At 59.5% G+C, this 25,766-nt stretch carries 26 protein-coding genes; 6 read left to right on the forward strand and 20 right to left on the reverse strand.

The window, feature by feature from the left end; all coding sequences use genetic code 11:
- Nucleotides 1-2 precede the first annotated feature (2 nt).
- On the reverse strand, nt 3-572 hold the full coding sequence (locus ACMXYJ_RS13615; RefSeq protein WP_415760225.1) for an RrF2 family transcriptional regulator: 570 nt from the start codon (nt 570-572) through the stop codon (nt 3-5).
- A gap of 282 nt (nt 573-854) precedes the next feature.
- Here ACMXYJ_RS13615 and ACMXYJ_RS13620 point away from each other — a divergent pair, with 282 nt between their 5' ends.
- From ACMXYJ_RS13620 to ACMXYJ_RS13635, 4 genes are all read left to right on the forward strand, one after another.
- Nucleotides 855-2,057, forward strand: coding sequence for an NAD(P)/FAD-dependent oxidoreductase (locus tag ACMXYJ_RS13620; RefSeq protein WP_415760226.1), 1,203 nt, complete (start codon nt 855-857; stop codon nt 2,055-2,057).
- A gap of 158 nt (nt 2,058-2,215) precedes the next feature.
- On the forward strand, nt 2,216-3,505 hold the full coding sequence (locus tag ACMXYJ_RS13625; protein WP_415760227.1) for an NAD(P)/FAD-dependent oxidoreductase: 1,290 nt from the start codon (nt 2,216-2,218) through the stop codon (nt 3,503-3,505).
- 25 nt (nt 3,506-3,530) lie between these two features.
- Entirely contained in the window at nt 3,531-4,085 is a 555-nt protein-coding gene (locus ACMXYJ_RS13630) for a helix-turn-helix domain-containing protein (protein WP_008154577.1), read from the forward strand.
- 24 nt (nt 4,086-4,109) lie between these two features.
- Nucleotides 4,110-5,456, forward strand: a complete 1,347-nt coding sequence (locus tag ACMXYJ_RS13635; protein ID WP_415760228.1) for a glutamine synthetase family protein — start codon at nt 4,110-4,112, stop codon at nt 5,454-5,456.
- Nucleotides 5,457-5,715: 259 nt separating this feature from the next.
- Here ACMXYJ_RS13635 and ACMXYJ_RS13640 read toward each other — a convergent pair whose 3' ends face one another.
- The 5 genes from ACMXYJ_RS13640 to ACMXYJ_RS13660 form a co-directional block, all read right to left on the reverse strand.
- A complete protein-coding gene (locus ACMXYJ_RS13640) occupies nt 5,716-7,080 on the reverse strand; it encodes a purine-cytosine permease family protein (RefSeq protein ID WP_415760229.1) in 1,365 nt (454 codons plus the stop codon).
- Between the two features lie 5 nt (nt 7,081-7,085).
- Complete coding sequence (locus ACMXYJ_RS13645; protein WP_415760230.1) at nt 7,086-7,763, reverse strand: isochorismatase family cysteine hydrolase; 678 nt, start codon at nt 7,761-7,763, stop codon at nt 7,086-7,088.
- A 90-nt stretch (nt 7,764-7,853) separates the two neighbouring features.
- Nucleotides 7,854-8,006: a hypothetical protein gene (locus ACMXYJ_RS13650; protein WP_415760231.1), complete on the reverse strand. Its 153-nt coding sequence runs from the start codon at nt 8,004-8,006 to the stop codon at nt 7,854-7,856.
- Nucleotides 8,007-8,069: 63 nt separating this feature from the next.
- A complete protein-coding gene (locus tag ACMXYJ_RS13655) occupies nt 8,070-9,113 on the reverse strand; it encodes an LLM class flavin-dependent oxidoreductase (RefSeq protein ID WP_223473615.1) in 1,044 nt (347 codons plus the stop codon).
- A gap of 112 nt (nt 9,114-9,225) precedes the next feature.
- A complete protein-coding gene (locus tag ACMXYJ_RS13660) occupies nt 9,226-9,711 on the reverse strand; it encodes a flavin reductase family protein (protein WP_056740501.1) in 486 nt (161 codons plus the stop codon).
- A 325-nt stretch (nt 9,712-10,036) separates the two neighbouring features.
- Here ACMXYJ_RS13660 and ACMXYJ_RS13665 point away from each other — a divergent pair, with 325 nt between their 5' ends.
- On the forward strand, nt 10,037-11,443 hold the full coding sequence (locus ACMXYJ_RS13665; protein ID WP_415760232.1) for a purine-cytosine permease family protein: 1,407 nt from the start codon (nt 10,037-10,039) through the stop codon (nt 11,441-11,443).
- Nucleotides 11,444-12,273: 830 nt separating this feature from the next.
- On the opposite strand, the gene ACMXYJ_RS13670 is transcribed toward ACMXYJ_RS13665, so the two are convergent.
- From ACMXYJ_RS13670 to ribBA, 5 genes are all read right to left on the reverse strand, one after another.
- Complete coding sequence (locus tag ACMXYJ_RS13670) at nt 12,274-13,428, reverse strand: ABC transporter ATP-binding protein (protein ID WP_415760233.1); 1,155 nt, start codon at nt 13,426-13,428, stop codon at nt 12,274-12,276.
- Between the two features lie 17 nt (nt 13,429-13,445).
- Nucleotides 13,446-14,255 (reverse strand): ABC transporter permease, encoded by an 810-nt coding sequence (locus ACMXYJ_RS13675; RefSeq protein ID WP_415760234.1) that lies wholly within the window; start codon nt 14,253-14,255, stop codon nt 13,446-13,448.
- Nucleotides 14,256-14,261: 6 nt separating this feature from the next.
- Nucleotides 14,262-15,206, reverse strand: coding sequence for an ABC transporter permease (locus tag ACMXYJ_RS13680; RefSeq protein ID WP_415760235.1), 945 nt, complete (start codon nt 15,204-15,206; stop codon nt 14,262-14,264).
- On the reverse strand, nt 15,203-16,228 hold the full coding sequence (locus ACMXYJ_RS13685; protein ID WP_046049778.1) for an ABC transporter substrate-binding protein: 1,026 nt from the start codon (nt 16,226-16,228) through the stop codon (nt 15,203-15,205). Before ACMXYJ_RS13685 ends, ACMXYJ_RS13680 begins: the two co-directional genes overlap by 4 nt.
- A gap of 301 nt (nt 16,229-16,529) precedes the next feature.
- Nucleotides 16,530-17,639: a bifunctional 3,4-dihydroxy-2-butanone-4-phosphate synthase/GTP cyclohydrolase II gene (ribBA, locus tag ACMXYJ_RS13690; protein ID WP_415760236.1), complete on the reverse strand. Its 1,110-nt coding sequence runs from the start codon at nt 17,637-17,639 to the stop codon at nt 16,530-16,532.
- 71 nt (nt 17,640-17,710) lie between these two features.
- On the opposite strand from ribBA, the gene ACMXYJ_RS13695 reads away from it, so the two are divergent.
- Nucleotides 17,711-18,004, forward strand: a complete 294-nt coding sequence (locus ACMXYJ_RS13695) for a DUF1330 domain-containing protein (protein WP_415760237.1) — start codon at nt 17,711-17,713, stop codon at nt 18,002-18,004.
- Between the two features lie 6 nt (nt 18,005-18,010).
- Here the strand turns inward: ACMXYJ_RS13695 and ACMXYJ_RS13700 are convergent, their stop codons facing one another.
- The 9 genes from ACMXYJ_RS13700 to ACMXYJ_RS13740 all read right to left on the reverse strand — a co-directional run bounded on the left by ACMXYJ_RS13700 (nt 18,011) and on the right by ACMXYJ_RS13740 (nt 25,517).
- Entirely contained in the window at nt 18,011-18,574 is a 564-nt protein-coding gene (locus tag ACMXYJ_RS13700; RefSeq protein ID WP_145016755.1) for an NUDIX hydrolase, read from the reverse strand.
- A 2-nt stretch (nt 18,575-18,576) separates the two neighbouring features.
- Nucleotides 18,577-19,329 carry a GntR family transcriptional regulator gene (locus tag ACMXYJ_RS13705; RefSeq protein WP_046049782.1) on the reverse strand — a complete coding sequence of 251 codons (753 nt, stop codon included), beginning with the start codon at nt 19,327-19,329 and terminating at the stop codon, nt 18,577-18,579.
- An 88-nt stretch (nt 19,330-19,417) separates the two neighbouring features.
- On the reverse strand, nt 19,418-19,807 hold the full coding sequence (locus ACMXYJ_RS13710; protein ID WP_033057758.1) for a carboxymuconolactone decarboxylase family protein: 390 nt from the start codon (nt 19,805-19,807) through the stop codon (nt 19,418-19,420).
- Between the two features lie 42 nt (nt 19,808-19,849).
- Nucleotides 19,850-20,335, reverse strand: coding sequence for a flavin reductase family protein (locus tag ACMXYJ_RS13715; protein ID WP_415760238.1), 486 nt, complete (start codon nt 20,333-20,335; stop codon nt 19,850-19,852).
- A 12-nt stretch (nt 20,336-20,347) separates the two neighbouring features.
- Nucleotides 20,348-21,829, reverse strand: coding sequence for an aldehyde dehydrogenase (locus ACMXYJ_RS13720; protein WP_033057762.1), 1,482 nt, complete (start codon nt 21,827-21,829; stop codon nt 20,348-20,350).
- Nucleotides 21,826-22,659 (reverse strand): alpha/beta fold hydrolase, encoded by an 834-nt coding sequence (locus ACMXYJ_RS13725; protein WP_415760239.1) that lies wholly within the window; start codon nt 22,657-22,659, stop codon nt 21,826-21,828. Before ACMXYJ_RS13725 ends, ACMXYJ_RS13720 begins: the two co-directional genes overlap by 4 nt.
- 43 nt (nt 22,660-22,702) lie before the next feature.
- Complete coding sequence (locus tag ACMXYJ_RS13730; RefSeq protein ID WP_223431485.1) at nt 22,703-23,293, reverse strand: amino acid synthesis family protein; 591 nt, start codon at nt 23,291-23,293, stop codon at nt 22,703-22,705.
- A 189-nt stretch (nt 23,294-23,482) separates the two neighbouring features.
- The gene (locus ACMXYJ_RS13735; RefSeq protein ID WP_008154581.1) at nt 23,483-24,115 is read right to left on the reverse strand and encodes a response regulator; all 633 of its coding nucleotides are present in this window, start codon (nt 24,113-24,115) and stop codon (nt 23,483-23,485) included.
- Between the two features lie 34 nt (nt 24,116-24,149).
- The gene (locus tag ACMXYJ_RS13740; RefSeq protein ID WP_415760240.1) at nt 24,150-25,517 is read right to left on the reverse strand and encodes a cache domain-containing protein; all 1,368 of its coding nucleotides are present in this window, start codon (nt 25,515-25,517) and stop codon (nt 24,150-24,152) included.
- Nucleotides 25,518-25,766: the final 249 nt, after the last annotated feature.

A 25,766-nucleotide genomic window follows, 5' to 3' on the forward strand; every position in this document is an offset into this window, starting at 1 on the left:
GTTTAGTCGGTGATATCGGTCACCTGGATGATCGGGTCGTCGCTTGCCGGAGTGCTCGCACTGGTTTTCTTTTCCCGACGATCGTTCATCCAGTTGTCCACCTGAGCATTGAATTGTGCCGGCGCTTTTCGTCCGACCTTCCTGGCGAGATCAAGAATGGTCTGCTGGGCGAGGGCGTCTTCCATGCGTTTCTGCGCGGTCATCATGGCGGCATTAACTGCGCAGGGACCTGCCAGCGCCCAGGCCGGCGCTGAACCTTCGAACAAGGCGCAACGCCCGCGAATCTCCCGGCAATCGAAGATGAGCTTCTGGCCGTCGATGGCATTGACGATATCCAGAATGCTGATTTCGTCAGAAGGCCGGGCCAGCTTGAACCCGCCGCGCACGCCTTCAGTGGCGACCACCAGTTTTGCCTTGGCCAGTTTGGTGAAAATTTTTGCCAGATAGTCCTGTGGTACGCCTTGCAGCTCAGCAAGGTCACGCACGCTCGCCTCACGGGTGTCGCCGCCATTACCCACCAAAAAAATCAGGCAATGAATGCCGTACTCAACGCCTGCGCTGTAAAGAGACATGTCGATCTCCGACTAAAGTTGTCGTAAATGTTAACAGCGGAAAGCGAGCAGAGCAACGCATCCGGTCGCGTATTTACTGCTAGTTGTGCGGCGTGAATGGTTGTTTATAAGCCTTTTTGGACTAATCAAAACTTTCGATACTAACCATCAGTAATTTCGTTTTGTGCCAAGTAACTAGGATCAATATAGTCGCCGTTGTCCGGTCAGCAGTGGTAAGCAGTCGCTACCGAAGAGCGTGACCTTTAACGAACTCATCACTTGGTCTTCTCCCCGGAGTTAAAAATGAAACAGCACATTCTGGTTATCGGCGCAGGTTTTGGTGGCATGTGGACGGCTTTGAGCGCCACACGTCTGTTCGACATTCATGGCCACAACGACGTTGAAGTGACCGTTCTGGCCCCTCAGGCCGAGCTGCGAGTCCGTCCGCGCTTCTACGAACCGAATGCTCACCAACTGGCCGCACCGATCGGCGAACTGTTCGATGCGGTTGGCGTCCATTTCATCAAAGGCTCTGCCGAAACCATCGACGTTGAGCAAAAACGTGTCGGCTACGTCGATGCATCCGGCAACCAGCAAGTGTGCAGCTACGACAAACTCGTTCTGGCGACCGGTAGCCGCCTGGCACTGCCGAACACGCCAGGCGTGGCGGAACACGCCTTCGACGTGGATCAGATCGAGCAGGCCGTACGCCTGGAAAATCACCTCAAGTCCCTGGTCAACCTGCCAGAAAGCCACGCTCGCAACACCGTAGTGGTGGCCGGCGGTGGCTTCACCGGGATTGAAACCGCGACTGAAATGCCTGCGCGTCTGCGTGCCATCCTGGGTGATCGTGCTGACATAGAAGTGATCATCGTTGATCGTGGCGAGAAAGTTGGCGGGTCCATGGGCGCCGAGATCGCCAAGTCGATCGCTGAAGCCAGTATTGAAACGGGCGTGAAATGGCGCTTGAAGTCGTCGGTCGTCGCCGTCGATGAAAATGGCGTGACACTGACCGATGGTCAGCGCATCGATGCCAAAACCGTGGTCTGGACCACCGGTGTACGCGCCAGCTCGTTGACCGAGCAGATTCCGGCCGAACGCGATCACCTGGGCCGTCTGCACGTCGACGCTCACCTGAAAGTCATTGGTCAGGAAGACATCTTCGCCACCGGCGACGTGGCCTACGCCGCCAGCGATGAGATCGGCAACTTCGCATTGATGACCTGTCAGCACGCTATCTCGCTGGGTCGTCATGCCGGCAACAACGTTGCCGCGCAGATCCTGGGCGTGGACCCGACTCCGTACAGCCAACCTAAATACGTGACCTGTCTGGATCTGGGCGCCTGGGGCGCGGTCTACACCGAGGGTTGGGACCGGCAAGTGAAGTTGGTCAAAGAGGAAGCCAAAGCGCTGAAAACCCAGATCAACACGATGTGGATCTACCCACCTGCGGCTGACCGTGTCACCGCGCTGGCTTCAGCGGATCCGATGATTCCTGTCGCCTGAAACGTCGGCAACGTTGCTTCGATAACGCTGCCTGCTTAGAAAAATCCCGCCCGGGTTCTCTTGGGCGGGATTTTTTTTGCGCCTTGAGCGGTTGCGGTCGTGAAATTTAGCGTGTACTTTTTCATGAAAATATAAGTATAAAAATTCACGAGGCCTGCATGTTTCAGCAATCTACCCGGCACGTCGCCAGCTATTACGCCCACACTTGCGCCGATCGTCTATTCGATCGAGCCGCGTTGGAGGGCGAGCAGGACACCGAGGTGTTGATCATCGGGGCCGGCTTCAGTGGGTTGCATACGGCGTTGCGCCTGGCCCTGGCCGGCAAGCGCGTGACGTTGCTGGAAGCCAGTCGGGTGGCCTGGGCTGCTTCGGGTCGCAATGGCGGTCAGGCCATTCTCGGTTGGTCGTGTGACATGCCGCCGTTGGAGGCTGCGCTGGGTTATGAGCGAGCGCGCCGGTTATGGGACAGCATGCGCTGGGCGGCACGGGAGTTGCGAGATTTGCCCGCGCGCCATGGTTTTGATTGTGACTATCGGCCCGGCCACCTCTGGACGTCGGTGATGCCGCGTCGGGTGAGTCTGCTGACAGAATGGCAACAGGAGGCCAGCCACAAGTGGGGCCACGATGGTTTGCAGTTCATTTCGCACGAGGCGTTGCCTGATTGGGTCGCCAGTGAGCGCTATCAGGCGGGCCTGTTCGATCCTGAAGGCGGGCATTTGAATCCGCTGAAACTGGCGCTCGGCCTGGCCACTGCGATTGAACAGGCCGGTGGACGCATTCATGAACAGAGCAAGGCGTTGAGTTATCGCGAAGATGGCGATCGTTACATGGTCACCACTGAACGCGGTCGCATTCGCGCCGACGTGCTGGTGCTGGCGTGCAACGCCTACCTTGATCGGCTTGATCCGCAACTGTCGAGTTGCGTGTTACCGGTCGGTACTTATCAGGTGGCCACCGCGCCACTTACAGAGCAACAGGCGACCGCGTTGCTACCCAGCAATGTGTGCGTCACTGACAACCAGTTTGTCCTCGATTATTTCCGCCGTACGCCGGACAACCGCTTGCTGTTCGGTGGTGGTTGCACTTACCTGGGCGGCATGCCGACGGACATCGCCGCTGCGACACGGCCCTATCTGGAGCGCGTGTTCCCCCAGCTCAAGGGCGTCGAACTGGACTTTGCCTGGGGAGGACACATTGATCTGACCCTCAAGCGCACGCCTGACATCGGCCGACGTGGCGATCTCTACTGGCTGCAGGGTTACTCCGGACATGGCGTGTTGCCGACATTGGCCGGGGCGCGTGCCGTGTCCGAGGCGATACTTGGCCAGCCGGATGAGCTGGCGTTGTACCAGGGTTTGATCAACGGCAGTTTTCCCGGTGGAAAGTATTTGGCCGCACCGCTGGAAGCCATCGGCAAGGCCTGGTATCGGCTGCGCGACAGTATTTGAAGCATCAATTTCTGGAAGCCTTTAGATGGACATGCAAGAAGAAATCTCGGCGCTGGCAATCCTGATCCAGGACCTGCGCAAACACAAAAAATACACGCTGAAGGAGCTGGCGGACAAAATCGGTCGTTCGGTCGGCTTTCTCTCGCAAGTCGAGCGGGGATTGTCACGTCCCACGGTGGCGGACTTGACCGCCATCAGCGAAACCCTCGGTGTGCCGACCACCTATTTCTACAGTTTGCCCAAGCCCATGGCATTGCCTTGGGTGACCCGTCCGGATGAGCGACGCACGCTGTATTACGCCGACGGGATTACCGACATCCTCGTCTCTCCGAAGATGAGGGCGTCCTTTTCAATGCTTGAAAGCCAACTGGAGCCCGGCGCCAGCAGTGGTGATCGGCACATGAACGACAGCTCGGAGCAGGGTGGCTATGTCCTCGAGGGTGAGCTGACGCTGTGGCTGGATGACGATAAGCCGGTGACATTGCGCACCGGCGACAGTTTTCAACTGGCCAGTCATACGCATTGTCGCTACGGCAACCTCTCGGATCAGCTCGCCCGGGTGCTTTGGGTTTACACCTGATAAAAACAACAAGGAACACTAACGATGGATGCTGTCTGCTCTGATCTGGTTGCTGAGGTTCGCGCGTTTCGCCAACGCTTCCCGCAGGTGCGTTACGTTGACCTGATTTCCCTGGATATCCCGGGGCATTTTTACGGCAAACGCTACCCGATAGAAATGCTCGAGAAGGTCGCTGCAGGCAGCGCGCTCAAGCTGCCGCAAAACTGTGTGTTGCTGGGTGCGCAGGGCGGCCTGTTCAAAATCGGCGACTACTGTTTCAACGACGGCGACCCGGATGCTCCCCGCCGCCTGGTGCCCGGTACGCTCAAGCTCGTGAGCTGGGAAAACCAACTGCTGGGGCAGATGCTGATTACCTCAAGCGGCACTGAAAAGCCTATCGTCTTCGAGCCACGCGAAGTGTTGGCGCAGGTGCTCGAGCGCCTCGGCCGAAAAGGGATTTTCCCCGTGGTCGCGTTCGAACTGGAGTTCTATCTGTTCGATCGTCAGCTACGTGACGGCTTGCCACAGTTCCCTCGCGATCAGCTGACCGACGATGCCGATGATCAGCCGAATATGCACATCGAACGGCTGTCGAGATTTTCACCGGTACTCGATGACATGGTCGAGACGGCGCGAGCGCAAGGCATCGATGCCACGGTGATCACTGCGGAGTTGGGCCCGGGCCAGTTCGAGATCAATTTCGGTCACCTTGACGATGGTCTGCGTGCGGCCGACTGGGCAGCCCTGTTCTGCCGCAGCACACGGGGCGTGGCACTCAAGCACAACCACCGCGCCAGCTTCATGTCAAAACCCTACTTGCAGCACCCCGGTAGCGGCATGCATGTGCATGTGAGCCTTTACGACGAGGCGGGAACCAACCTGTTGGCGGCTAACGATCAGCAGGCGCTGCGCCATGCAGTGGCCGGTTGCCTTGAAGTGTTGCCGCATTGCATGCCGATCTTTGCACCGAATCACAACGCAATGCGTCGTTTGAGCGGCACGGTGAATGTCGCGACGCGCGCCAGTTGGGGCTTTGAAGATCGTGACGCCTGCCTGCGGGTGCCTGAGTCGGACGCTAAAAATTTGCGCATCGAACATCGCCTGGCGGGCGCGGATGCCAATCCTTATCTCGTGTTGGCAGCGATTCTGGTAGGGCTGGAGCAAGGGCTGGAAGTGGGTCGTGAACCGATTGCATCCCTCAACGAAGATCGTGGCAGCGGAATCGACTTCCCGTTGGAGATGCTGGAGGCCGTGCGTTCGATGCAAAACAACGCGCAGCTGCGCGAGGGTTTGGGGGCGGAGTTTGTGGATGTCTACTGCGAAAACAAGCGCCAGGACCATTTGGCATTCCTGCAGGACATCAGTGCGCGGGAGTATCGCTGGTACCTCTAAATCGGCCCTTGTCGGTGCTCGCCAATAAAAAATGTGTGGATATTTAATGGGTTAGAAGATTTAGTAACTGGATGGTGAATCAAAATATATTGTTACAGACAGAAATATTAAGTAATATTCGCCCCGCGTTCACCACCACGGTTTATGCATTTTGAGTCCCAGGCGTCCATCAGCTGCCTGGGATTTTTTTTGCCTGAAATTCGGCTTTATTGATTCGAGCGACACAACACCGACCGTGGCCGGCGTTGTGCTCAGCGATTTACTGCGACGCTTGACCCACCAACGGAGCACGCTTGGCGAGTTTCATCAGCCAGTAGTAGCTCAGAGCGGGCACCAGCAACCCGACGATCCAGGCCAGGTCTACGCCATCCAGAGCGTTGGCCACCGGGCCGACATACAACGTGGTGTTCATGAAGGGAATTTCCAGGGCGATTGCCAGCACGAAACTGCCACAGGCGATCCAGTTGACGCGCCCGTAGATCCCGTCCTTGTCGAAGATGTCATCTATCCGGTACTGGCCTTTGCGCAGGCAGTAGTAGTCCACCAGATTGATCGCCGTCCAAGGGATCAGGAAATAGCTCATGAAGAAAATGAAGTTGAGGAAGAAGGTGATGAAGTCGTCCTGACTGATGGTGCACAAGGCCGTGGCCACCAAGCTGATCACCAGCATGAACAGGCCGCGTACCCGAGGCGTCACCTTGAGCCGGGCAAAGGGTTCGATCACGGTAATGGTCGACATGAAGGCACCGTACAGGTTAAACACATTGATCGACACCTGGCCATAGACGATGAAGGCGAACAGCAGCAGCGCGCCGCTCCCAAACAGCCCGGCGACATGGCTGCCGACGTTGCTTGAAAAGTCGCTGATGCCGACGCTGAGGATCGCCCCGAGAATCATCATCCAGGCACCGCCGCTGACCGTGCCGGCGTAGCTGTACCAGAACACTTTTGCGGTTGGCGTGCTGCTCGGCAGGTAACGCGAGTAGTCGGCTACATGCGGCGCGTAGGACAGTTGCCAGGTCACGGCAATGCTCACCGCCACCAGAAACTTCGACAACGAGAAACCCGTCGGCAGCCATTGTTCTGCCGGGATCGGCAGCTGCAAGGCGAGCACCGTAGCGGCGATGAACACCAACAACGAAAGCAGCGACAGCACTTTCTGCAAGCGATGGATCAGGCGATAACCATAGAGCGCGACGACAAAGCACAGCGCCCCGATTAGGTAGATGTTGCCGGTGGCCGGCAACGGGCTGACGGACTCCAATGCCTGGGCGGCGAGCAAGGTGTTGCTGACGAAAAACCCCAGGTAGATCAGCATCACGAACAGCAGCGGCAAGACCGCCCCCAGCACACCGAATTGCGCCCGGCTCTGGATCATTTGCGGGATGCCGAGTTTTGGGCCCTGGGCAGAATGGGAGGCCATGAAAATCGCCCCCAGCAGCGAACCGATGATGATCGCCAATGCGCTCCAGAACAGATTAAGCCCCATCACCACCGGCAACACGCCGGACGCGATGGTGGTGATGTTCATGTTGGCGCCGAACCAGATGAAGAACAGCGAGCCGGGTTGGCCATGACGTTCGGTTTCAGGGATGAAATCGATGCTTCTTTTTTCGACTTGCATGGCGATTACTCCTGAGTCCGGGCGAGGTGGGTTTGCAAACGGACGATGGTGCTTTCCAGCTCATGCGGTTGGTGGGCGAACAGGTCCGGGTGCTCGGGGATCAGGCTTAGATAATCGCGGTTCTCCAGGGCTCGCAGGCATTCGGCGCAGGTCAGGATCTCAAGGGCGTAGACCCAGTTGGCCATGATCAGCAGCGCCGAGTAGTGTCCCGCTAGCGTGGTCGTGGTGCAGGCGTCGCTGACCAGCCGAATGTGATAACCCAGGGCGAAAGCATCGAACACCGTGCAGAGTACGCAGACATCGGTCAGCACGCCGCAGACGATCAGGGTATCGACCTCGAGTGCCTTGAGTCGGGCATCCAGGTCGGTGCGGTGGAAGGCGCTGTAACGGCCCTTGTCGATAATGAGTTCATCAGGCTGCGGCGCCAGACGTTCGATGATTTCCACTTGCCGGGTTCCGGCACGGTAACTGCTGGGGCCGCCGTCGGCCGCTCGTGGTTCGCCGCGCGGCAAATCACTGCCGTCGGCCTGATTGATGTGGCGGGTATAGATGACAGGCACCCGCTGACGGCGGGCGGTGTCGAGCAGGGCGGCGATATGGGTTACCACCGTGTCGACGTTTTCGAGGACGAAACCGTCCTCCTGCTGCATGTCGATGATCAACAGCGCGTTTTTATTGTTCATTGAGCAAACCTGATCATGGGCCGAAGCACAAAGCACCGGGCACGCCTCGCGATGACGAGACGTGGGTGCGTGAATTCAGTTCGGGTGGGCTCAGTGACCGAGTTGCCAGAAGCCGTTCTGCTTGGCAGTAACGCTGGCGCGCAGGCGCTTGAAATGCAGGTGCGAAGCGGTCCATTCGCCGCGCAGGTAAACCTGCTCGGCGCCGGAGGGAAGGGCGAGTGATGGGCGGCGATCATTGATCATTGGAATCGACCCTACACGTCAGTCAGCCCCCCGGCTTCGCGTCCGAGGGGCAGGGTGGTGGACTCAGCGGAACGCTGGGACCACGTGTTTGATGAACAGCTCCAGGGATTTTTTCTTCTCCGCGTGGGGCAGGCTGTTATCGCACCAGAAGCTGAATTCGTCGACCCCCAGTTCCTGGTAGTACTTGATGCGCGGGATGATTTCTTCCGCTGTGCCGATCATGGCGGTCTTGTGCAGGCTCTCCAGCTTGAACTCCGGGCGCTCGGCGAACTTCTCTTCCGGGCTCGGCGCCAGGAAGCCGTTGACCGGCACTTCCTTGTTGCCGAACCAGGCATCGAAGGTGCGATAGAACCTGGAGATCGCCTTGGCCCCGACTTTCCAGCCTTCGGGATCATCTGTCGCGTGGACGTGGGTGTGACGCAGCACCATCAGTTGCGGACGTGGTACGTCCGGGTTGTTGTCCAGGGCCGCCTGGAATTTGTTCTTCAGGTCGAGGACTTCTTCGTCACCCTTCATCAGCGGCGTGACCATGACGTTGCAGCCGTTGGCCACGGCGAAGTTGTGCGAGTCCGGGTCGCGAGCGGCGATCCACATTGGCGGATTAGGCTTCTGGATCGGCTTCGGCACGCTGGTGGACGTCGGGAATTTCCAGATATCGCCATCGTGAGCGTAATCGCCTTGCCACAGGGCGCGCACCACCGGAACCATCTCGCGCAGCGCTTGACCGCCGGAGGAGGCGGGCATGCCGCCGGCCATGCGGTCGAACTCCACCTGATAGGCGCCACGGGCCAGACCGACTTCCATGCGGCCGTTACTGATCACGTCCAGCAGCGCGCATTCGCCGGCGACCCGCAACGGGTGCCAGAACGGCGCAATGATGGTGCCGGCGCCGAGGTGAATCGTGGTGGTCTTGGCGGCGAGGTAGGCCAACAGCGGCATCGGGCTCGGCGAGATGGTGTATTCCATGGCGTGGTGTTCGCCGATCCAGACGGTGCTGAAACCGCCGGCTTCGGCCATCAGGGTCAGTTCGGTCAAGTCTTCGAATAGCTGACGGTGGCTGACGCTCTCGTCCCAACGTTCCATGTGCACGAACAGGGAAAACTTCATGACGCTTACCTCGGATCTTTTGTTGTTGGCCGGTCGATCGAGAGTCGACCGGGCTGATTATTGGAGTCTGGATATTTGCAATGTACGCAAGCTATCTCTGAGTATTGTCGAATCAGGCGAGCACGGGCAGGGCGCCCATTTTGCCGTGGCAATACACCAGTGGCCCGGCGTTTTGCTGGGGCACGATCAGGTTCTTCACCGCGCCGACCATGATCGCGTGGTCGCCCCCTTCGTATTCGCGCCACAGCTCACATTCGATCACCGCCGTGGCGTTGGCCAGAATCGGGTTGCCCAGCTCGCTCAAGGTCCATTCGATGCCTTGCGCCTTGTCCTTGCCTTTGCGCGCGAAGGCATAGGCTTCGCTCTGCTGGCCGCCGGACAGGACGTGAATGGCAAAGCGTTTATTCTTGATCAGTACCGGATAGGAATCAGAGCTGTAGTTGGGGCAGAACAGCACCAGGGCCGGGTCCATGGACAGCGAGCTGAAGGCGCTGGCGGTCAGGCCGACGATTTGGCCATCGTCATCCAGCGTGGTGATCACAGTCACCCCGGAAGGAAACGAACCCATCACTTGTTTGTAGATGGCGGCATCGATCATGGGACGGTCCTCTGGCGGTGTAATGCGGGTTTTTATGTGTTTGTAGGTCTGATGGTATACCGTAATACATAGTTTGCAAGGGCTTTTTTTTTGACCCGATAAACGTAGGTCTTTGGTCTTGCAGCCAATGTTTACGGGGCCTGTAGCCCGTTTGAACGGACGCTGATGCTTGAGGATTGCGGCTAAGATGGGCGCTAATAGACCGGATCAGTCTTGTTAAAAAGATGGAATACCATAATATGACCGGCATCTGAGGGGCGGCCAAAGAGCTCCCCCGGTTTGGCTTCGTACAACTATAAGATCAGACAAACTAGAGTTCATGCACATGTCCCAGATGTCCCGGCAAGACCCCCTGATCGAGAATCACACGGTCGATTACGTCCCACTCGCGGAACGCCACGGGAAGGCCCGCGACCTTTTCACTTTATGGTTCAGTACCAACATCGCGCCGTTGCCCATCGTGACCGGCGCCATGGTGGTCCAAGTGTTCCACCTCGACCTGTTTTGGGGGCTGCTGGCGATTGCGCTCGGGCATATGGTCGGCGGTCTGGTGATTGCCCTGGCGTCGGCTCAAGGGCCGCGCATGGGAATTCCGCAGATGGTGCAGAGCCGGGGCCAGTTCGGCCGTTACGGTGCGCTGCTGATCGTGTTCTTTGCGGCGATCATCTACATCGGCTTTTTCATCTCCAATATCGTGCTGGCCGGAAAGTCCATTGTCGGCATCGCGCCTTCGGTTCCGGTGCCAGCGAGCATCCTCATCGGCGCCTTGAGCGCCACCGCGATCGGGGTGATCGGTTACCGCTTCATTCACACCCTCAATCGCATCGGGACCTGGGTCATGGGCAGTGCCTTGCTCGCCGGTTTCCTTTACATCTTCGCCCATGACCTGCCGGCGGACTTCTTCACCCGCGGCGGTTTCAACCTGTCGGGCTGGCTGGCAACGGTGTCGTTGGGGATCATCTGGCAGATCAGCTTCTCGCCTTATGTGTCGGACTACTCGCGTTACCTGCCGGCGGATATCGGGATTGCCCGGCCGTTTTTCGCCACATATCTGGGCGCGACGCTGGGCACCATTCTGTCGTTCACTTTCGGCGCAGTGGCGGTGTTGGCCACTCCGGAAGGCACCGAAGCGATGGTTGCAGTGAAGCAGTCCACCGGCTGGCTGGGACCGATTTTGATGGTGCTGTTCCTGCTCAACATCATCAGCCACAACGCCTTGAATCTGTATGGCGCGGTGCTGTCGATCATCACCTCGATCCAGACCTTTGCCAGTCAGTGGACGCCGAGCATCAAAGTACGCGTGGTGTTGTCGAGTGTCGTGCTGGCGGGTTGCTGTTTTGTCGCATTGGGCGCTTCGGCGGATTTCATCTCGCAGTTCATCGGGTTGATTTTGGCGCTGTTGCTGGTGCTGGTGCCTTGGGCGTCGATCAACCTGATTGATTTCTATCTGATCAAGCGTGGCAGCTATGACATTGCCTCGATCTTCCGTGCGGATGGCGGGATTTACGGGCGTTTCAACCTGCATGCGATCGTTGCGTATTTCATCGGGATTATCGTGCAGCTGCCATTTGCCAATACGTCGTTGTATGTCGGGCCGTATGCCAATCTGGTGGAAGGGGCTGATCTGTCGTGGCTGGTGGGGTTGGTGGTGACTTGTCCGTTGTATTACTGCCTGGCTACGCGTGGGCAGGGGCAAGAGAGCAAGGCAGCGAAACTGGGTTACACAAGCTAGCGCCCGACTTGAGTTCGTCTGGAATGCCCGGCCTTTGCCGGGCATTTTTATTTGCGCTAGGTTGTGTGTATATCCGTTTCTTCGGTAACGGCTGATTACGGTTTCGCTCTTACAGCGACTCCCTTTTGCAGACGCCCAAAAGGAAGCAAAACGCTTTGCCCCTCCATTCGGTGCCTCGCTTAGGCTCGGCATGCCGTAACGAAGGCATTGCTCCGGGGGCCCGCCGCCATCGGCCATCCATGGCCGGGGGCGGCTACCGCGGCATCCTTGCCGCGGTGCCCCCTGCGCAACGCCTGCGTTCGGCCTCTGGGAAAGGGGCAAGCAGATCAAGATCAAAAGCCACAGCCACAGCAAGATCAAAAGATCGCAGCCTCGTTCCACTCGACAGCTCCTACCGGGGAGAGGGGATGCACGCACGCTCCTCACCACTCAACAGGCCGAGCGTTAGCTCGCCTGCAGCTTTTGATCTTGATGCACCGCCCCCTCGAGAGGCCGAGTGGAGGTTCTGCGCAGTGGGCAACCCGGCATGGATGCCGGGTTAGCCGCCCCCGGCCATGGATGGCCGATGGCGGCGGGCCCACGGAGCAGGACCGGAGCGAGGGCATGCCGAGCCTAGGCGAGGCACCGAACGACAGGGGCATGAGCGCTTTGGTTACTTTCGCGCTTTTCGAAAGTGACTCGCTGTAAAAGCGAAACCGCTAGCCGCCGTGACCGCAAAAACGGATATGTACCCCAACCAAAAAGCAAAAAAAAGGCCGCCACAACCCGACGTTGCGGCGACCCGAGGGTGACAGATAAATCACGGCCCACTGGCATGGGCCGGCGCCAAATCAATGAGCCCCGGCAGCCTTGTTCAGATCACTCTCAGCCCATTCGGTATAAACACAAGCATCCGCAGTCGCCCAACGCACCCGAACCGGATCGCCAGTCTTCATCGGCATGCCAGCGGCAGAGAGCGCCTTGACGGTCATCGAGGTACCGCCGGAAGTCATCACCGTGCAAGTCTGGCTTTCACCAAGAAACAGCACCTCACCTACAATCGCCGACACTTCATTCCAGCCTGCCGCCAGCGGTTCCTGAGCCGCTTGCTCAACGCTCAGTGCCAAGGCTTTTTCGGGGCGCACCATCAGCAGCACATCCTGATTGGTTTGCAATCCTGCGGTCAGTCGAATCGACAACGATTGCCCTTCAAACGTAGCGACCGCATTGCCCTGAGCCTTGAGCTTGAGGAAGTTCGAGTTACCAAGGAACGAAGCAACAAAGGCATTCGGCGGATTCTGGTACAGGTCGTAACCGCTGCCCAACCCGACGATCTTGCCGTGGCTGAAAATCGCGATGCGCTGGGACAGGCGCATGGCTTCTTCCTGATCGTGGGTCACGTAAACGATGGTGATGCCCAGACGCCGATGCAGCTGGCGCAGTTCATCCTGCAAGTCTTCACGCAGTTTCTTGTCGAGGGCGCCGAGCGGTTCGTCCATCAGCAGGATGCGTGGTTCATAAACCAGCGCCCGAGCAATCGCCACACGTTGCTGCTGGCCGCCGGACAGTTGCGATGGGCGACGATGAGCGAATTGTTCCAGTTGTACCAGTTTGAGCATCGCATCGACCCGGCGCTCGCGCTCGGCGGTGGCCAGTTTGCGAATGGCCAATGGGAACGCGATGTTGTCGCGCACCGACAGGTGCGGGAACAGCGAATAACGCTGAAACACCATGCCGATGTCGCGCTTGTGTGGCGGCACGTTGACCAGCGATTGGCCATTGACCAGGATCTCGCCGCTGCTCGGGGTTTCGAAGCCGGCGAGCATCGACAGCGTTGTACTTTTGCCCGAGCCGCTGGAGCCGAGGAACGTGAGGAATTCACCGTCCTTGATGTCCAGCGAGATGTCGTCCACGGCGGCAAAGTCACCGTAGTACTTGTTCAGGTTGCGCAGGCTTACCAACGGTTGGTCGCCCTGTTGCGCGGAATCTTTGATCACTGCACTCATGTCGTACTCCTGGGCGCTCAGGCGCTGATTTGATTGCGCCGGCGAAGGGCGGCGGCGATCACCATGACCAATACCGAGAGGCCGATCAGCAGCGTCGAGGCGACGGCGATCACGGGCGTCAGGTCCTGGCGCAGGGTGGTCCACATTTTCACGGGAAGGGTTTGCAGGGTCGGGCTGGCCATCATCACGCTCAGCACCACTTCATCCCATGACACCAGGAACGCAAACAGGGCGCCGGCCACCATGCCCGGACGAATCGCCGGAAAGGTCACCTTGAACACCGCTTGCAGACGCGAGGCGCCGCAGATCACCGCGGCATCCTCGATCGACTGATCGAACAGCTTCAGCGAGTTGATGATCGAGATGATGGTGAACGGCAACGCAACAATCACGTGGCTGACCACGAAAGCGAACATCGTCCCGGTGTATCCGAGTTTGAGGAACAGTGCGTACACCGCCACCGCAATGATCACCAGCGGCACGATCATCGGCAGGGTGAACAGACCGTAGAGCATTTCACGGCCCGGGAAGCGCCCGCGCACCAGTGCAAAAGCGGTTGGCAGGCCCAGCGCCACGGCGAAGAACGTGGTCAGTACCGCGACCTTGAGGCTGGCCACGGCCGCGTTCATCCAGTCGGCGTTGGAGAAGAACTGGCCGTACCATTTCAGCGTCCAGCCCGGCGGCGGGAACACCAGCCACTGGGAGGAACCGAAGGACAGCAGCACGATGAATACGATCGGCAGCAACAGGAACAACGCGATCAATCCGGTCGTGAAGTACAGGCCGAAGCGCATGCGCCGGCTCATGGCATTGGGGGTCAGGAGCATGACGGCTTACCTCGCGTTGCTGGCGCCAACCGGGGATTCCGGCTGGAGCTTCAGGTAGAAGTAGAACAACACCAGCGTAATGACGATCAGCAACGCGGCGCCGGCGCTGGCCAGGCCCCAGTTGAGGAACGACTGCACCTGCTGAATGATGAACTCGGGCAGCATCATGTTCTGCGCTCCACCCAGCAGCGCCGGGGTGACGTAGTACCCAAGCGACATCACGAACACCATCAGGCCACCGGAGAACAATCCCGGCCGGCACAGCGGCAGGAACACCCGGAAGAAGTTGGTCCAGGGGCTCGCGCCGCAGATCGAACCGGCCTGCAGGATCATCGGGTCGATGGCCTGCATGGTCGCCTGCAACGGCAGCACGATGAACGGGATCATGATGTAGCTCATGCCGATCACCACGCCGGTGAGGTTATGCACCATCTCCAGCGGCTGATCGATGATGCCCATCGCCATCAACGCCTTGTTGATCACCCCGGACGCTTGCAACAGCACGAGCCAGGAGTAGGTCCGGGCGAGGAGGCTGGTCCACATCGACAACAGCACGATGTTGAGGATCCAGCGCCCCCAGCCACGGGGCACCAAGGTGATGGCCCAGGCCAATGGAAAGCCGAGCAGCAGGCTGAACAGGGTCACCAGTCCGGCCACCGAAAAGGTGTTGAGCAAGACCCGTGCATACGCCGAGTTGGCAAACAACTGCTCGTAGTTGCCCAGCCCCGGTACCGGCTCCAGCACGCCACGCAGTAGTAGCCCGATCAGCGGCGCCAGAAAAAACAGGCCGAGGAACAGCAGGGCGGGGATCAGGTTGCTTGCGCCGCGCCAGCGCTGTGCCAGGGAAGGGGATTGGTTCATCGCAGCCGCCTTGCCGAGTGCCGAGCCGGCAGCGCCAGTGGCGCTCCCGACCTGCGTGGGTTGACGGGACGCGGTTACCGTCATTTTCATTTGACCAGCCATTCGTTCCACCGTGTCGCGATGGCCGGACCGTTTTTGGCCCAGTACGCGAAATCAAGAGTGATCTGATCCTTAGCGTAGGCAGTCGGCAGGTTAGGGGCCAGCACCGAGTCCAGGCGCGCCACGCTGTCGACGTTGACCGGCGCATAGGCGGTCAGGTTGGAGAAGTCAGCTTGTCCTTTGGCGCTGCTGGCATTGGCCAGGAACTTCATGGCCGCGGCCTTGTTTTTTGTCCCTTTGGGCACGACCAGAATGTCGGCCATGACCAGGTTCTGTTTCCAGCTCACGCCCACCGGTGCGCCATCTTCTTGCAGGGCGTGGATCCGGCCGTTCCAGAACTGCCCCATGCTGGCTTCGCCAGAGGCCAGCAACTGTTGCGACTGGGCACCGCCGCCCCACCAGACGATATCTTTCTTGATGGTGTCGAGTTTTTTGAAGGCGCGATCCAGGTCCAGCGGGTAGAGCTTGTCGGCGGCTACGCCATCGGCCAGCAGCGCCAGTTCAAGCACGCCTGGGCTTGGCCATTTGTAGAGGGCGCGTTTGCCGGGATAGGTCTTGGTGTCGAACAGCGCGGACCAGTCCTGAGGTTTGCTGGCGCCGAGCTTTCCTTCGTTGTAGCCGAGGACGAAGGAGAAGAAGAACGAGCCAACGCCGTGATCGGAGACAAACCGCGGGTCGATTTTATCGCGCTGAATGACCGTGAAATCGAGGGGCTCGAGCAGGCCTTCGGCGGCGGCGCGCAGGGCGAAATCGGCTTCGACATCAACTACGTCCCACTGCACATTGCCGCTTTCGACCATGGCTTTGAGTTTGCCGTAGTCGGTCGGGCCATCCTGAACCACGGTGATGCCACTGGCTTTGCTGAACGGATCGGCCCAGGCCTGCTTCTGCGCATCCTGGGTGCTACCGCCCCAGCTGACGAAGTTGACGCTTTCGGCTGCCATCAATGCCTGGCTGGTTACGCTCAGCAGTCCCGCAAAAAGTATTGCGGTTGCACGTTTGTTCAACACCATTTTCACGCCCTCATTGTTGTGTTTATGAGCGGGGCTTTTAGTGCCCGCCTATCGGGAGCAGTAGGTCCATCTGGCCTGTTACGGTCGTCCGGTCTATGGAATATCATATTATGGTATTCCAAACTTTGTGCAAGCACTTTGCCTTACCGGCTATCAGCCAAAACGAGTTTTTTGTGGTGAAGCATTTGCCTTGATGAGCGCTTTCCGTAGGAGCAAGGCTTGCCCGCGATGGCGGTCTCGAAGGCGCCATCGCGGGCAAGCCTTGCTCCTACGAATCGGGTTTGTCCTTGAGGCCTTGGGATCACTGGGTGAACGGGATGCTTTCCACCACTTCCAGGTTGTAACCGGTCAAGCCCGCGTATTTCAGCGGAGGGCCAAGATGACGCAGCTTGCCCACGCCAAGGTCCTGCAGAATCTGCGCCCCGGTACCGACTTCAGAATAGATGCGCGACTGCGAACGGCTGAACTGCCGCGGCGGCTGGGTCAGCTGCGGCACACGCTCAAGCAGCGCTTGCGACGACTCATGATTGGCCAGAACCACCACCACGCCACGACCTTCCTCGGCGACTCGCTGCAGCGCTGCCCACAACGTCCAGTTGGACGGGCCGCTGTATTCAGCGCCGACCAGGTCGCGCAGCGGATCGATCACATGCACGCGGACCAGCGTTGGTTCGTCCCGGTGCAACTTGCCCATGACCATTGCCATGTGGACGCCGCCTTCGATACGGTCTTCAAAGGTAATCAGCCGGAAAGTGCCGTGCACCGTGGGCAGTTCACGTTCACCGATACGCACCACGGTGTGTTCAGTGCTGAGGCGATAGTGGATCAGGTCGGCGATGGTGCCGATCTTGATCCCGTGCTTGCGCGCGAACACTTCCAGGTCCGGGCGGCGGGCCATGGTGCCGTCATCGTTCATCACTTCGACGATCACCGAGGCCGGGGTGAAGCCGGCCAGGCGTGCCAGGTCGCAACCGGCCTCGGTATGACCGGCGCGAGTCAGTACGGCGCCTTCCTTGGCGCGCAGCGGGAAAATATGACCGGGTTGCACGAGGTCGGCGGGCCCGGCATTAACGGCGACGGCGGCTGCCACGGTACGCGCCCGGTCGGCGGCGGAGATGCCGGTGGTCACGCCCACGGCGGCCTCGATGGAAACGGTAAACGCCGTGCTGAACACACTGCCGTTGCTCGGCACCATCTGCTCCAGCCCGAGGCGCTGGCAGTGGTCGTCGGTCAGCGTCAGGCAGATCAGACCGCGCGCTTCCCGGGCCATGAAGCTGATCGCTTCGGCCGTGCAGCAATCGGCGGCCAGCAGCAGGTCGCCTTCGTTTTCCCGATCCTCGTCATCGACCAGGAGCACCATCTTGCCTTGTCGATAGTCTTCGATGATTTCTTCGATGCTGTTGAAGGCCATGCTGGGATTCTCAGTGTTTGATGGAATTATTTATTGGTATACCATAATACAAAATAAACCGAGAGGTCACTATGAAGGCGTACTGGATTGCTCATGTAGATGTCACCGACCCCGATCAATACAGCCAATACACCCAGCGGGCGCCGGCGGCCTTCGCGTTGTATGGCGGACGGATGTTGGCCCGGGGCGGGCGCAGCCAAGCACTGGAAGGCGGGCCCACGCCGCAACGCAACGTGGTGATTGAATTCGACTCGTACGAACAGGCGCTGGCCTGCTACCAGTCGGAGGAATATCAGGAGGCGAAACGGCACCGCGAGGGCGTGGCCCGGGCTCAGATAATCATTGTCGAGGGCGTGGCGCCCTAAGGGCTGTCAGCGAATAAAGTGGATCTTGCCGGTATCGTCGTTGCCGATGTAGATGCCGTAAACCCCGGCCTGGCGTTCCTCGATATAGCGTTCGAGGATTTGTCGGATTGCCGGGTAGTAGATGCTGTCCCAAGGGATGTCCTCGGGTGCGAAGAATTTGTAGTCGAGGGTTTCCGGCCCGTACTGGCCGGTGATCTCCAGGGCGATGGCGCGGAAGATGATGTACACCTCGCTGATCTTCGGCACGCTGAAGATCGAGTAGGGCGAGAGAATTTCCGCGCGCACGCCGCTCTCTTCCCAGACTTCGCGCAGCGCTGCTTGTTCGGTGGTCTCGCCGCCTTCCATGAAGCCGGCCGGTAGCGTCCAGGTACCAGGACGCGGCGGAATGGCGCGCTGACACAGCAAATATTTGCCGTCCTGCTCGATGATGCAGCCGGCAATGATTTTCGGATTGACGTAATGGATGTAGCCGCAACCGCGGCACATCAGGCGCTCGTGCGTATCGCCCGGCGGTAGCTGGTGACCGAGGTCACTGCCGCCGCACTTTGGACAAAAGCTCGGGCTGAACATCTTTAGCGACCTATGCGCGGTTCTTTAAGCGCGATCGGCAGGGTGATCTCAGGAATTTTCCCGGTCTCTTCCTGTTTGCGCTTGAGGTAATCGAGGGCAACCGTTGCGGCGGCGCGCACGTGGTCGACGCAAGCCTGGTGGGCGGCGAGGGGATCGCCACTCTTGATCGCCTCGACCATACGTTCCATTTCCTGATTGCTCGCGCCGCGACGGTTTTCCTGGGACACCGACGTCGCCCGCAGGTAGCTGATTCGTGCCTGCAACTGACGCAGCTGAGTGGCCGCGACATGGTTGCCGGAGCCTTCGAGCAGCACATCGTAGAAGCCCTGAACCGAGTCGATGACCTGTTGCAGCTCGCCGTCCTTGAGGGCCTTGCGGTTTTCCTCGAGGGCTTTTTCCAGGGCCTTGATGTCCTTGGCCTTGGCGCGCAGGGTGAACAGCTGGACGATCAGGCCTTCGAGCACGCAACGCAGCTCGTAGATATCACCGGCGTCAGAGAGGGTAATGATGGCGACCCGTGGGCCCTTGGCGTCGGCGAATTCCACCAGGCCTTCGGATTCCAGGTGACGCAAGGCTTCGCGTACGGACGTGCGGCTGACGCCCAGGCGATCGCACAGATCGCGCTCGACCAGACGGTCTCCCGGCAGGAGCTGGAAGTTCATGATGGCGCTTCGCAGTTTATCCAGCACGATTTCGCGCAGGGTAACGGGGTTGCGATTGACCTTGAAGCTGTCGTCGAGTGGCAGGCGTTTCATGGGGTCCGCTCTGGGTGTGGCTGTCCATGCAAAAAGAGCACTTCGATCGCAAGAATCTCCGTGCTCGGTCAGATCAAACAGCCAAGGGTTAACTGGAGGCCTCGGCATCGGCTTCGGCGAACGCTTCACGGGCGAGCCGGAAACTGTCTACGGCAGCGGGGACACCGCAATAAATACCGACCTGAAGCAGAATTTCGCGTATTTGTTCACGAGTCAGTCCGTTACGCAAGGCGCCGCGTACATGAAGCTTGAGTTCGTGAGGCCGGTTGAGGGCCGAAATCATCGCCAAGTTTATCATGCTGCGCTCTTTAAGCGACAAACCCTCACGACCCCAGACGTGGCCCCAGCAGTACTCGGTGACCATTTCCTGCAGCGGCCGAGTGAAGTCGTCGGCGTTCTCGATGGAGCGTTTCACGTAGGCTTCGCCCAGCACCTGGGTGCGGATTTTCAGGCCCTGTTTATATTTCTCGTTGCTCATCATTGTTCTCCAACGCAATCCCTATGAGAGCGAGTAAACCCGTCAGGCCAGAGCGGGCAAAGGGCCCAGCTTGCCTTTGTGATAGATCATCGGCGTCATTGGTTGCTCGGGCAGAATCAGGTTCTTCACCGCACCGACGATGATCGCGTGGTCACCGCCGTCGTATTCGCGCCACAGTTCGCACTCGATGATCGCCGTGGCATTACCCAGCAGCGGATTGCCCAGCGCGCTCAAGTGCCAGTCGATGCCATTGGCCTTGTCCTTGCCTTTACCGGCAAACGCATAGGCTTCGGCGGTCTGGTCGGCGGACAGCAAGTGAATCGCGAACTGCTTGCTGTCGCGCAGGATCGGGTACGTGTCAGAGGCATAGTTGGGGCAAAACAGCACCAGTGCCGGATCGATCGACAGCGCACTGAAGGCGCTGGCGGTAATGCCGACAATGCCGCCGTCCGGGTCCAGGGTGGTGACCACCGTGACCCCGGATGGGAACGAGCTCATGACGTCTTTGTAAATGCCGGGTTCGATCATTTCGTCAATCTCCTAGCGCATCACGAAGGGGTCAGGCATCGGTGCCTGGGAGAGGTTGATCCACACCGTTTTCAGCTCGGTGTAGGCCAGCACCGAATCGATGCCGCTCTCGCGTCCATAGCCGCTGTTCTTGAAACCGCCGATCGGCGCCATGGCCGAGACAGCACGGTAGGTGTTGACCCAGATAATCCCCGAGCGAACGTCCCGGGCCAGGCGATGGGCTCGCCCCAGGTCGCGGGTCCAGATGCCGGCGGCGAGGCCGAACTGCGAGTCGTTGGCAATCGCCAAAGCTTCGGCTTCATCCTTGAAACGAATCACCGAGGCCACCGGACCGAACACTTCTTCCTGCATGATCTTCATCGAGTTGCGGTCGCATTCGAACAAGGTCGGCTCGTAGAACCAGCCATCGCCCAGATTCTGCGGACGCTTGCCGCCCAGGCGCAGGCGCGCCCCTTCGGCGATGGCATCGGCGACCAGGCCTTCGACCACGGCCAGTTGCTGCGCGGTGGCCATGGGGCCCATTTCGCTGCTGTCTTCCTGCGGGTTACCGATGCGGATGCGTTTGGCGCGTTCGACCAAACGATCGACAAACTCATCGTAGATTTCGTCCTGCACCAACAATCGCGAACCGGAGACGCAACTCTGACCGGAGGCCGCGTAGATCCCGGCAATCGCGCCGTTGATCGCGCTGTCGAGGTCGGCGTCGGCGAAGATAATGTTCGGCGATTTGCCGCCCAGTTCCAGCGACAGCTTGGCGAAGTTCTCGGCGCTGCTGCGCACCACATGCCGCGCCGTCGCAGCGCCACCGGTGAAGGCGATTTTGCGGATCAGCGGATGGCGGGTCAGGGCCGCGCCAGTGCTTGGGCCGTAGCCGGTGACTACGTTGACCACACCCGGCGGGATGCCGGCTTCCAGCGCCAGACGCGCCAGTTCGAGAATGGTTGCGGAGGCGTGCTCCGACGGTTTGATCACGATGGTGTTGCCCGCCGCCAGGGCCGGGGCGAGTTTGATCGCGGTCAGGTACAGCGGACTGTTCCAGGGAATGATCGCCGCGACCACGCCCATGGCTTCGTGCACGGTGTAAGCAAACAGGTCCGGCTTGTCGAGGGGCAGGGTGCCACCTTCGAGTTTGTCGGCCAGGCCCGCGGTGTAGTGGAAGAACTCCGGCAAGTAGCTGACCTGTCCGCGGGTTTCGCGGATCAGCTTGCCGTTGTCACGGCTTTCCAGCTGCGCCAGGTGTTCCTTGTTTTCGGCGATCAGATCGCCCAGGCGCCGCAGCAGTTTGCCGCGGGCGGTGGCGGTCAGACCGCGCCAGGCCGGGCTGTCGAAAGCCGTTTGCGCCGCTTGTACGGCGCGCTCGACGTCGGCTTCGTCGGCATCGGGCAGTTCAGCCCAGGCTTGGGCCAGGGCCGGGTTCAGGCTTTCAAAGGTCTTGCCGGACAGGGCATCGACCCATTCACCGCCGATGCACATCTGGAAGCGTGCGAGTGTCATGCAACGATCCCCTTTATTTGGTTTTGTCGGGAGTGCGCGGTGTCGAGAAACTCCAGCAGCAGCTGGTTGACCAGGCGCGGTGATTCTACGGGCATCATATGCCGCTGCTCGGCGAGCACGGCAACTGTCGCGCCGGGAATACGTGCGGCCAATTGCTCGGCCATTTCCGGTGTCGAGCCCGGGTCCAGTTCACCGGTGGCGATCAGTGTCGGCACCTGAATACTGCCCAAGTCGTCAGCGCGGTACATGTCCTGGGTCGCGAACAGTTCATAGGTGGTCAGGTAACCCTGCGGGTCATTGTCTGCCAGGGTTTGGCGCAAGGCCGCAATCTGCGCCGGATTGGCCGCCTGATATTCGCGGCTGAACCAGCGCGACAGGGCGGCTTCGGCGTTGGCATCCGGTCCGTGCTCGGCCGCTTGAGCGGTGCGGGCGATGACGCCGGCACGCTGTTCGGGGCTGCGATTGAACACGCTGTTGAGCACCACCAGGCCTTGCAGGCATTGCGGGTAATGCAAGGCAAAAGCCCGCGCCACCAGCCCACCCATGGAAAAACCGATCACTGTCGCCTGGGGCAATTGCAGGTGATCGAGCAGCTCCAGCAACTGGTCGGCATAGCCGAGCAGGGGGGTGCCGCTTTCCGGACGCGGGCTGGCGCCATGGCCCAGCATGTCGTAGGCAATCACGCGGTACTTCGTGGCCAGGCCAACGACCTGGCCGCCCCACATTTCTTTGTTCAGGCCCACGCCGTGGATCAAAACCACGGGCTGGCCTTGGCCGGTCGCCAGGTAACTGGTGCCAGCCGGGGTGAGTTCAGCGGTGAGCCGAATCATGGAGCGCTCCTGCATGCCTTTTTGTTGTTCTTGCCGACCTTGATTACTGGGCGTTTTCAGCGGCCAGCTCTTCCAGATCGATGTAACGGTTGCCGATGCGTGGGTGCAGGCGGCCGCCATCGGCGCAACCCAGTACCACCACGATTTCGTCGGCACGCGGTGCATCTTCAATTTTCATTTCAAGGGTGATGTAGTGCGAACGCAGGCCTTCGTCGTCCTTGTGCATCATCGGAATCTGGATCGAAGTACCTGGGCCGCCGCGCTTGTTGGTGAAGCTCAGGTAGCTCTTGGCTTTCACCGCTTCGCGGTAATGGTTACCGAAGCGCAGGGTGTGGATGACAGCGGAGGCGTGTTCGATTTCACCGTCGGCGCCCACGACAGCGGCTTTGCCGTAAGCCTCGATCTTCTCGGCGCCGCCGATGATGCCGACCAGTCGCTCGACCATTAGCGCACCGAGGTCGGAGCAGTTGGCACGAATTTCCGGTTTCAGGTCTTCGACAAAGCCGCGACCCAGCCAAGGGTTTTTCATCACGACGGCCAAGCCGACCATGGTCACTGGCTTATCAGTGGCCTTGCCGCCTTCGATAAAGGTTTCTTCGACATAGCTGACGATCTTGCGGATTTCGAAACTCATGAGCTGCTCCGTGTAGGGTGAAAGTGTCTGTGCGTCTGATGGTATACCATAATACCGGCAGCGCAAGTCCCTGAAATGAGTTTCTGGTCGGACGGTGGTGAAAAGGGAGGAGGGAATGGCTGTTGCCAATAAAAAGCCAAAAAAAACCCGGCTGATGAGGCCGGGTTTTCCATTGAGTATTAATGTCTGCTACCGCGAGATGATCCCGTGATCGATCGCGTATTTGACCAGGGCCGCCGGTTTGTCGATGTTGAGTTTGCGGCGGATGCTCAAGCGATGGGTTTCTACCGTGCGAACGCTGATGTCCAGTTCGCGGGCCATCTCCTTGTTGTTCAGCCCTTGGGCCATCTTGTACAACACCTGGCTCTCGCGCGGTGTCAGCTCGTTGTCGGTGTTTTTATCGGCGATGAGCCGCTGGGCGATCTCGGCACTGTAGAACGTGCCGCCACTGGCGATGGCTTCGATCGCCGCGATGATTTCCCGCGACGGTGAGTTTTTCAGTACATAGCCGCTGGCCCCCGCGCGAACGGACTCACTCACGTATTCATTATTGTCGTACATGCTGAGCACCAGCACCTTGAGCGACGGATACTGGCTGCGCAACACCCGGGTCAGCTCGAGCCCGTTCATGTCCCGCAGGCTGATGTCGACCAGCAACAGGTCCGGCTGGCAGCGTCCGACCATTTCAATGGCATCTGCGCCACTCTCGGCTTCGCCCACCACTTCCAGGGGGGGCATGACTGCCAGCAGCGCTTTGATCCCGTCGCGGACCAGGGCGTGATCGTCGACCAGGGCGACGCGGATCGGGTAGGGCAGGTTCATCGCGGGTATTCACTCTTGTTGTCAGGGGGGCGAGTCAGCGTGTTGTACCGGGTATTTTCATTGGCAGCCAAACGTCCAGCTCACTTCGTCCCGGCATCGAGATCAGGTCGAATCGTCCACCAAAATGCTCGACACGCTCACGGATATTACGCAGGCCAATGCCCGCGTGACGACGTTCGACCTGGGCGACATTGAAACCGATACCGTCATCGACCACCGTCAACCGTATGGAATCTTCGGACCCGTGCAGGGTAATGGAGACGTTTTTTGCCTGGGCGTGTCGTTCAATATTAGTCAGGCCTTCTTGCACGATGCGAAACAGCGAGACCGCTGCGCCATCGACCAAGTGACAGTCGAATTCGTTGTCGTTAAAAGTCACCACCAGGCCGCTGCGTTGCTCGAATTCTGCGGCGAGTTGACCGATCGCCGCCGGCAGGCCCAGGGTGTCGAGCAGCGAGGAACGCAGGTCATGGGAGAGGCTGCGAACCTCGCCAATCGCTTCCCCCAGGCGTTCCGTGGCGTCTCTCAGCGTACTCAAACCCTTGTCGTGTGCTTGCCCATTCTCGAGCAGATGGCTGGCCAGTTCGAACTGAAACTTGATGGAGACCAGTAGTTGGCTGATGCCGTCGTGCAGTTCACGGGAAACCCGTGAGCGCTCTTCCTCTTGCAAGCTGACGATACGCTGAGTCAGGCGCTGAAGTTTTTTGTCGGCCAGACGATGCTCGCTGACGTTCAGTGTCATGCCGCTGGCGAAGACAAACAGCACCGCCACGAGGGCCACCGCGGCAATCGCCAGCATGGTTTTACGAATGCCCTGGGCCACTTCGTCACGCGCTTGCTGGGTCGCGCGCTCCACGTCTTCAAGGTAGATGCCGGTGCCGAGCATCCAGCCCCAACGATCCAGCATCACCACATAGGCGAGCTTGTCGGTTACTTGGCCGGAAGAGGGTTTGTTCCAGGCGTAGCGTTGAAAGCCTTCGCCCGATTGCGCACTTTTGAGCAACGCCTGGATGACAGGCAAACCGTGAGGGTCCTTCATGTCCCACAGGTATTTGCCCACCAGCTCGGACTGGCGCGCGTGCATCAGGCTGCGACCTTCGTGGTCGTAGACGAAGAAGTAGCCATTGATGCCAAAGCTGAGTTTGCGCAGTTCTTCCAGCACTTTTTGCTGTGCGTGTTCGTCACCGTGGCCGTCGTCGTACAGCGGCTCGATCAGGCTTTGCGCCATTTCGACGTAGTTCTTAAGTTCGGCGCGCTTGCTGGCCAGAATGCTGTCTTCGATCAGTTGCGCCTGTTGCTCACCCAGTTGCCGGTTCATGGAAATCACCAGCGCGCAGATGACCGCGATGGCCAATACCAGCGGCAGAATCCCGAGCGCGACGATTTTGTGTTTGAGCTGCATCTTGGCTCCTGACCGGGCTGAGGGGAGGCTAAGGCCCGGCATCATATGCCAAAGATACGCGCGTCCAGTAGCGGTGCTGGACGGAATGACCTGTGGCCGGGATGTCAGTTAGTTGAAACACAAGATCCTGTGGGAGCGAGCAAGCTCGTTCCCACAGGATCTTGCGTTTCGAATGATGGAGCGGCGTCATCTACGTAGAACTACGTAGACACCACGTACGTAGTAACGCGGATTTATTTGTAGACGGCA

It is taken from the genome of Pseudomonas arabinosi (assembly GCF_047758675.1).
GTDB lineage: Bacteria > Pseudomonadota > Gammaproteobacteria > Pseudomonadales > Pseudomonadaceae > Aquipseudomonas > Aquipseudomonas arabinosi.

Coding starts and splice junctions, on each gene's coding strand:
- ACMXYJ_RS13660 (WP_056740501.1), bottom strand. CDS start 9,711: ATGATCGATGCCGCCATCTACAAACAAGTGATGGGTTCGTTTCCTTCC.
- ACMXYJ_RS13615 (WP_415760225.1), bottom strand. CDS start 572: ATGTCTCTTTACAGCGCAGGCGTTGAGTACGGCATTCATTGCCTGATT.
- ACMXYJ_RS13670 (WP_415760233.1), bottom strand. CDS start 13,428: ATGAGTGCAGTGATCAAAGATTCCGCGCAACAGGGCGACCAACCGTTG.
- ACMXYJ_RS13620 (WP_415760226.1), top strand. CDS start 855: ATGAAACAGCACATTCTGGTTATCGGCGCAGGTTTTGGTGGCATGTGG.
- ACMXYJ_RS13655 (WP_223473615.1), bottom strand. CDS start 9,113: ATGAAGTTTTCCCTGTTCGTGCACATGGAACGTTGGGACGAGAGCGTC.
- ACMXYJ_RS13680 (WP_415760235.1), bottom strand. CDS start 15,206: ATGAAAATGACGGTAACCGCGTCCCGTCAACCCACGCAGGTCGGGAGC.
- ACMXYJ_RS13725 (WP_415760239.1), bottom strand. CDS start 22,659: ATGATTCGGCTCACCGCTGAACTCACCCCGGCTGGCACCAGTTACCTG.
- ACMXYJ_RS13640 (WP_415760229.1), bottom strand. CDS start 7,080: ATGCAAGTCGAAAAAAGAAGCATCGATTTCATCCCTGAAACCGAACGT.
- ACMXYJ_RS13685 (WP_046049778.1), bottom strand. CDS start 16,228: ATGGTGTTGAACAAACGTGCAACCGCAATACTTTTTGCGGGACTGCTG.
- ACMXYJ_RS13665 (WP_415760232.1), top strand. CDS start 10,037: ATGTCCCAGATGTCCCGGCAAGACCCCCTGATCGAGAATCACACGGTC.
- ACMXYJ_RS13635 (WP_415760228.1), top strand. CDS start 4,110: ATGGATGCTGTCTGCTCTGATCTGGTTGCTGAGGTTCGCGCGTTTCGC.
- ACMXYJ_RS13710 (WP_033057758.1), bottom strand. CDS start 19,807: ATGAGCAACGAGAAATATAAACAGGGCCTGAAAATCCGCACCCAGGTG.
- ACMXYJ_RS13735 (WP_008154581.1), bottom strand. CDS start 24,115: ATGAACCTGCCCTACCCGATCCGCGTCGCCCTGGTCGACGATCACGCC.
- ACMXYJ_RS13630 (WP_008154577.1), top strand. CDS start 3,531: ATGGACATGCAAGAAGAAATCTCGGCGCTGGCAATCCTGATCCAGGAC.
- ACMXYJ_RS13645 (WP_415760230.1), bottom strand. CDS start 7,763: ATGAACAATAAAAACGCGCTGTTGATCATCGACATGCAGCAGGAGGAC.
- ACMXYJ_RS13695 (WP_415760237.1), top strand. CDS start 17,711: ATGAAGGCGTACTGGATTGCTCATGTAGATGTCACCGACCCCGATCAA.
- ACMXYJ_RS13650 (WP_415760231.1), bottom strand. CDS start 8,006: ATGATCAATGATCGCCGCCCATCACTCGCCCTTCCCTCCGGCGCCGAG.
- ACMXYJ_RS13700 (WP_145016755.1), bottom strand. CDS start 18,574: ATGTTCAGCCCGAGCTTTTGTCCAAAGTGCGGCGGCAGTGACCTCGGT.
- ACMXYJ_RS13740 (WP_415760240.1), bottom strand. CDS start 25,517: ATGCAGCTCAAACACAAAATCGTCGCGCTCGGGATTCTGCCGCTGGTA.
- ACMXYJ_RS13715 (WP_415760238.1), bottom strand. CDS start 20,335: ATGATCGAACCCGGCATTTACAAAGACGTCATGAGCTCGTTCCCATCC.
- ACMXYJ_RS13730 (WP_223431485.1), bottom strand. CDS start 23,293: ATGAGTTTCGAAATCCGCAAGATCGTCAGCTATGTCGAAGAAACCTTT.
- ACMXYJ_RS13625 (WP_415760227.1), top strand. CDS start 2,216: ATGTTTCAGCAATCTACCCGGCACGTCGCCAGCTATTACGCCCACACT.
- ACMXYJ_RS13720 (WP_033057762.1), bottom strand. CDS start 21,829: ATGACACTCGCACGCTTCCAGATGTGCATCGGCGGTGAATGGGTCGAT.
- ribBA (WP_415760236.1), bottom strand. CDS start 17,639: ATGGCCTTCAACAGCATCGAAGAAATCATCGAAGACTATCGACAAGGC.
- ACMXYJ_RS13675 (WP_415760234.1), bottom strand. CDS start 14,255: ATGCTCCTGACCCCCAATGCCATGAGCCGGCGCATGCGCTTCGGCCTG.
- ACMXYJ_RS13705 (WP_046049782.1), bottom strand. CDS start 19,329: ATGAAACGCCTGCCACTCGACGACAGCTTCAAGGTCAATCGCAACCCC.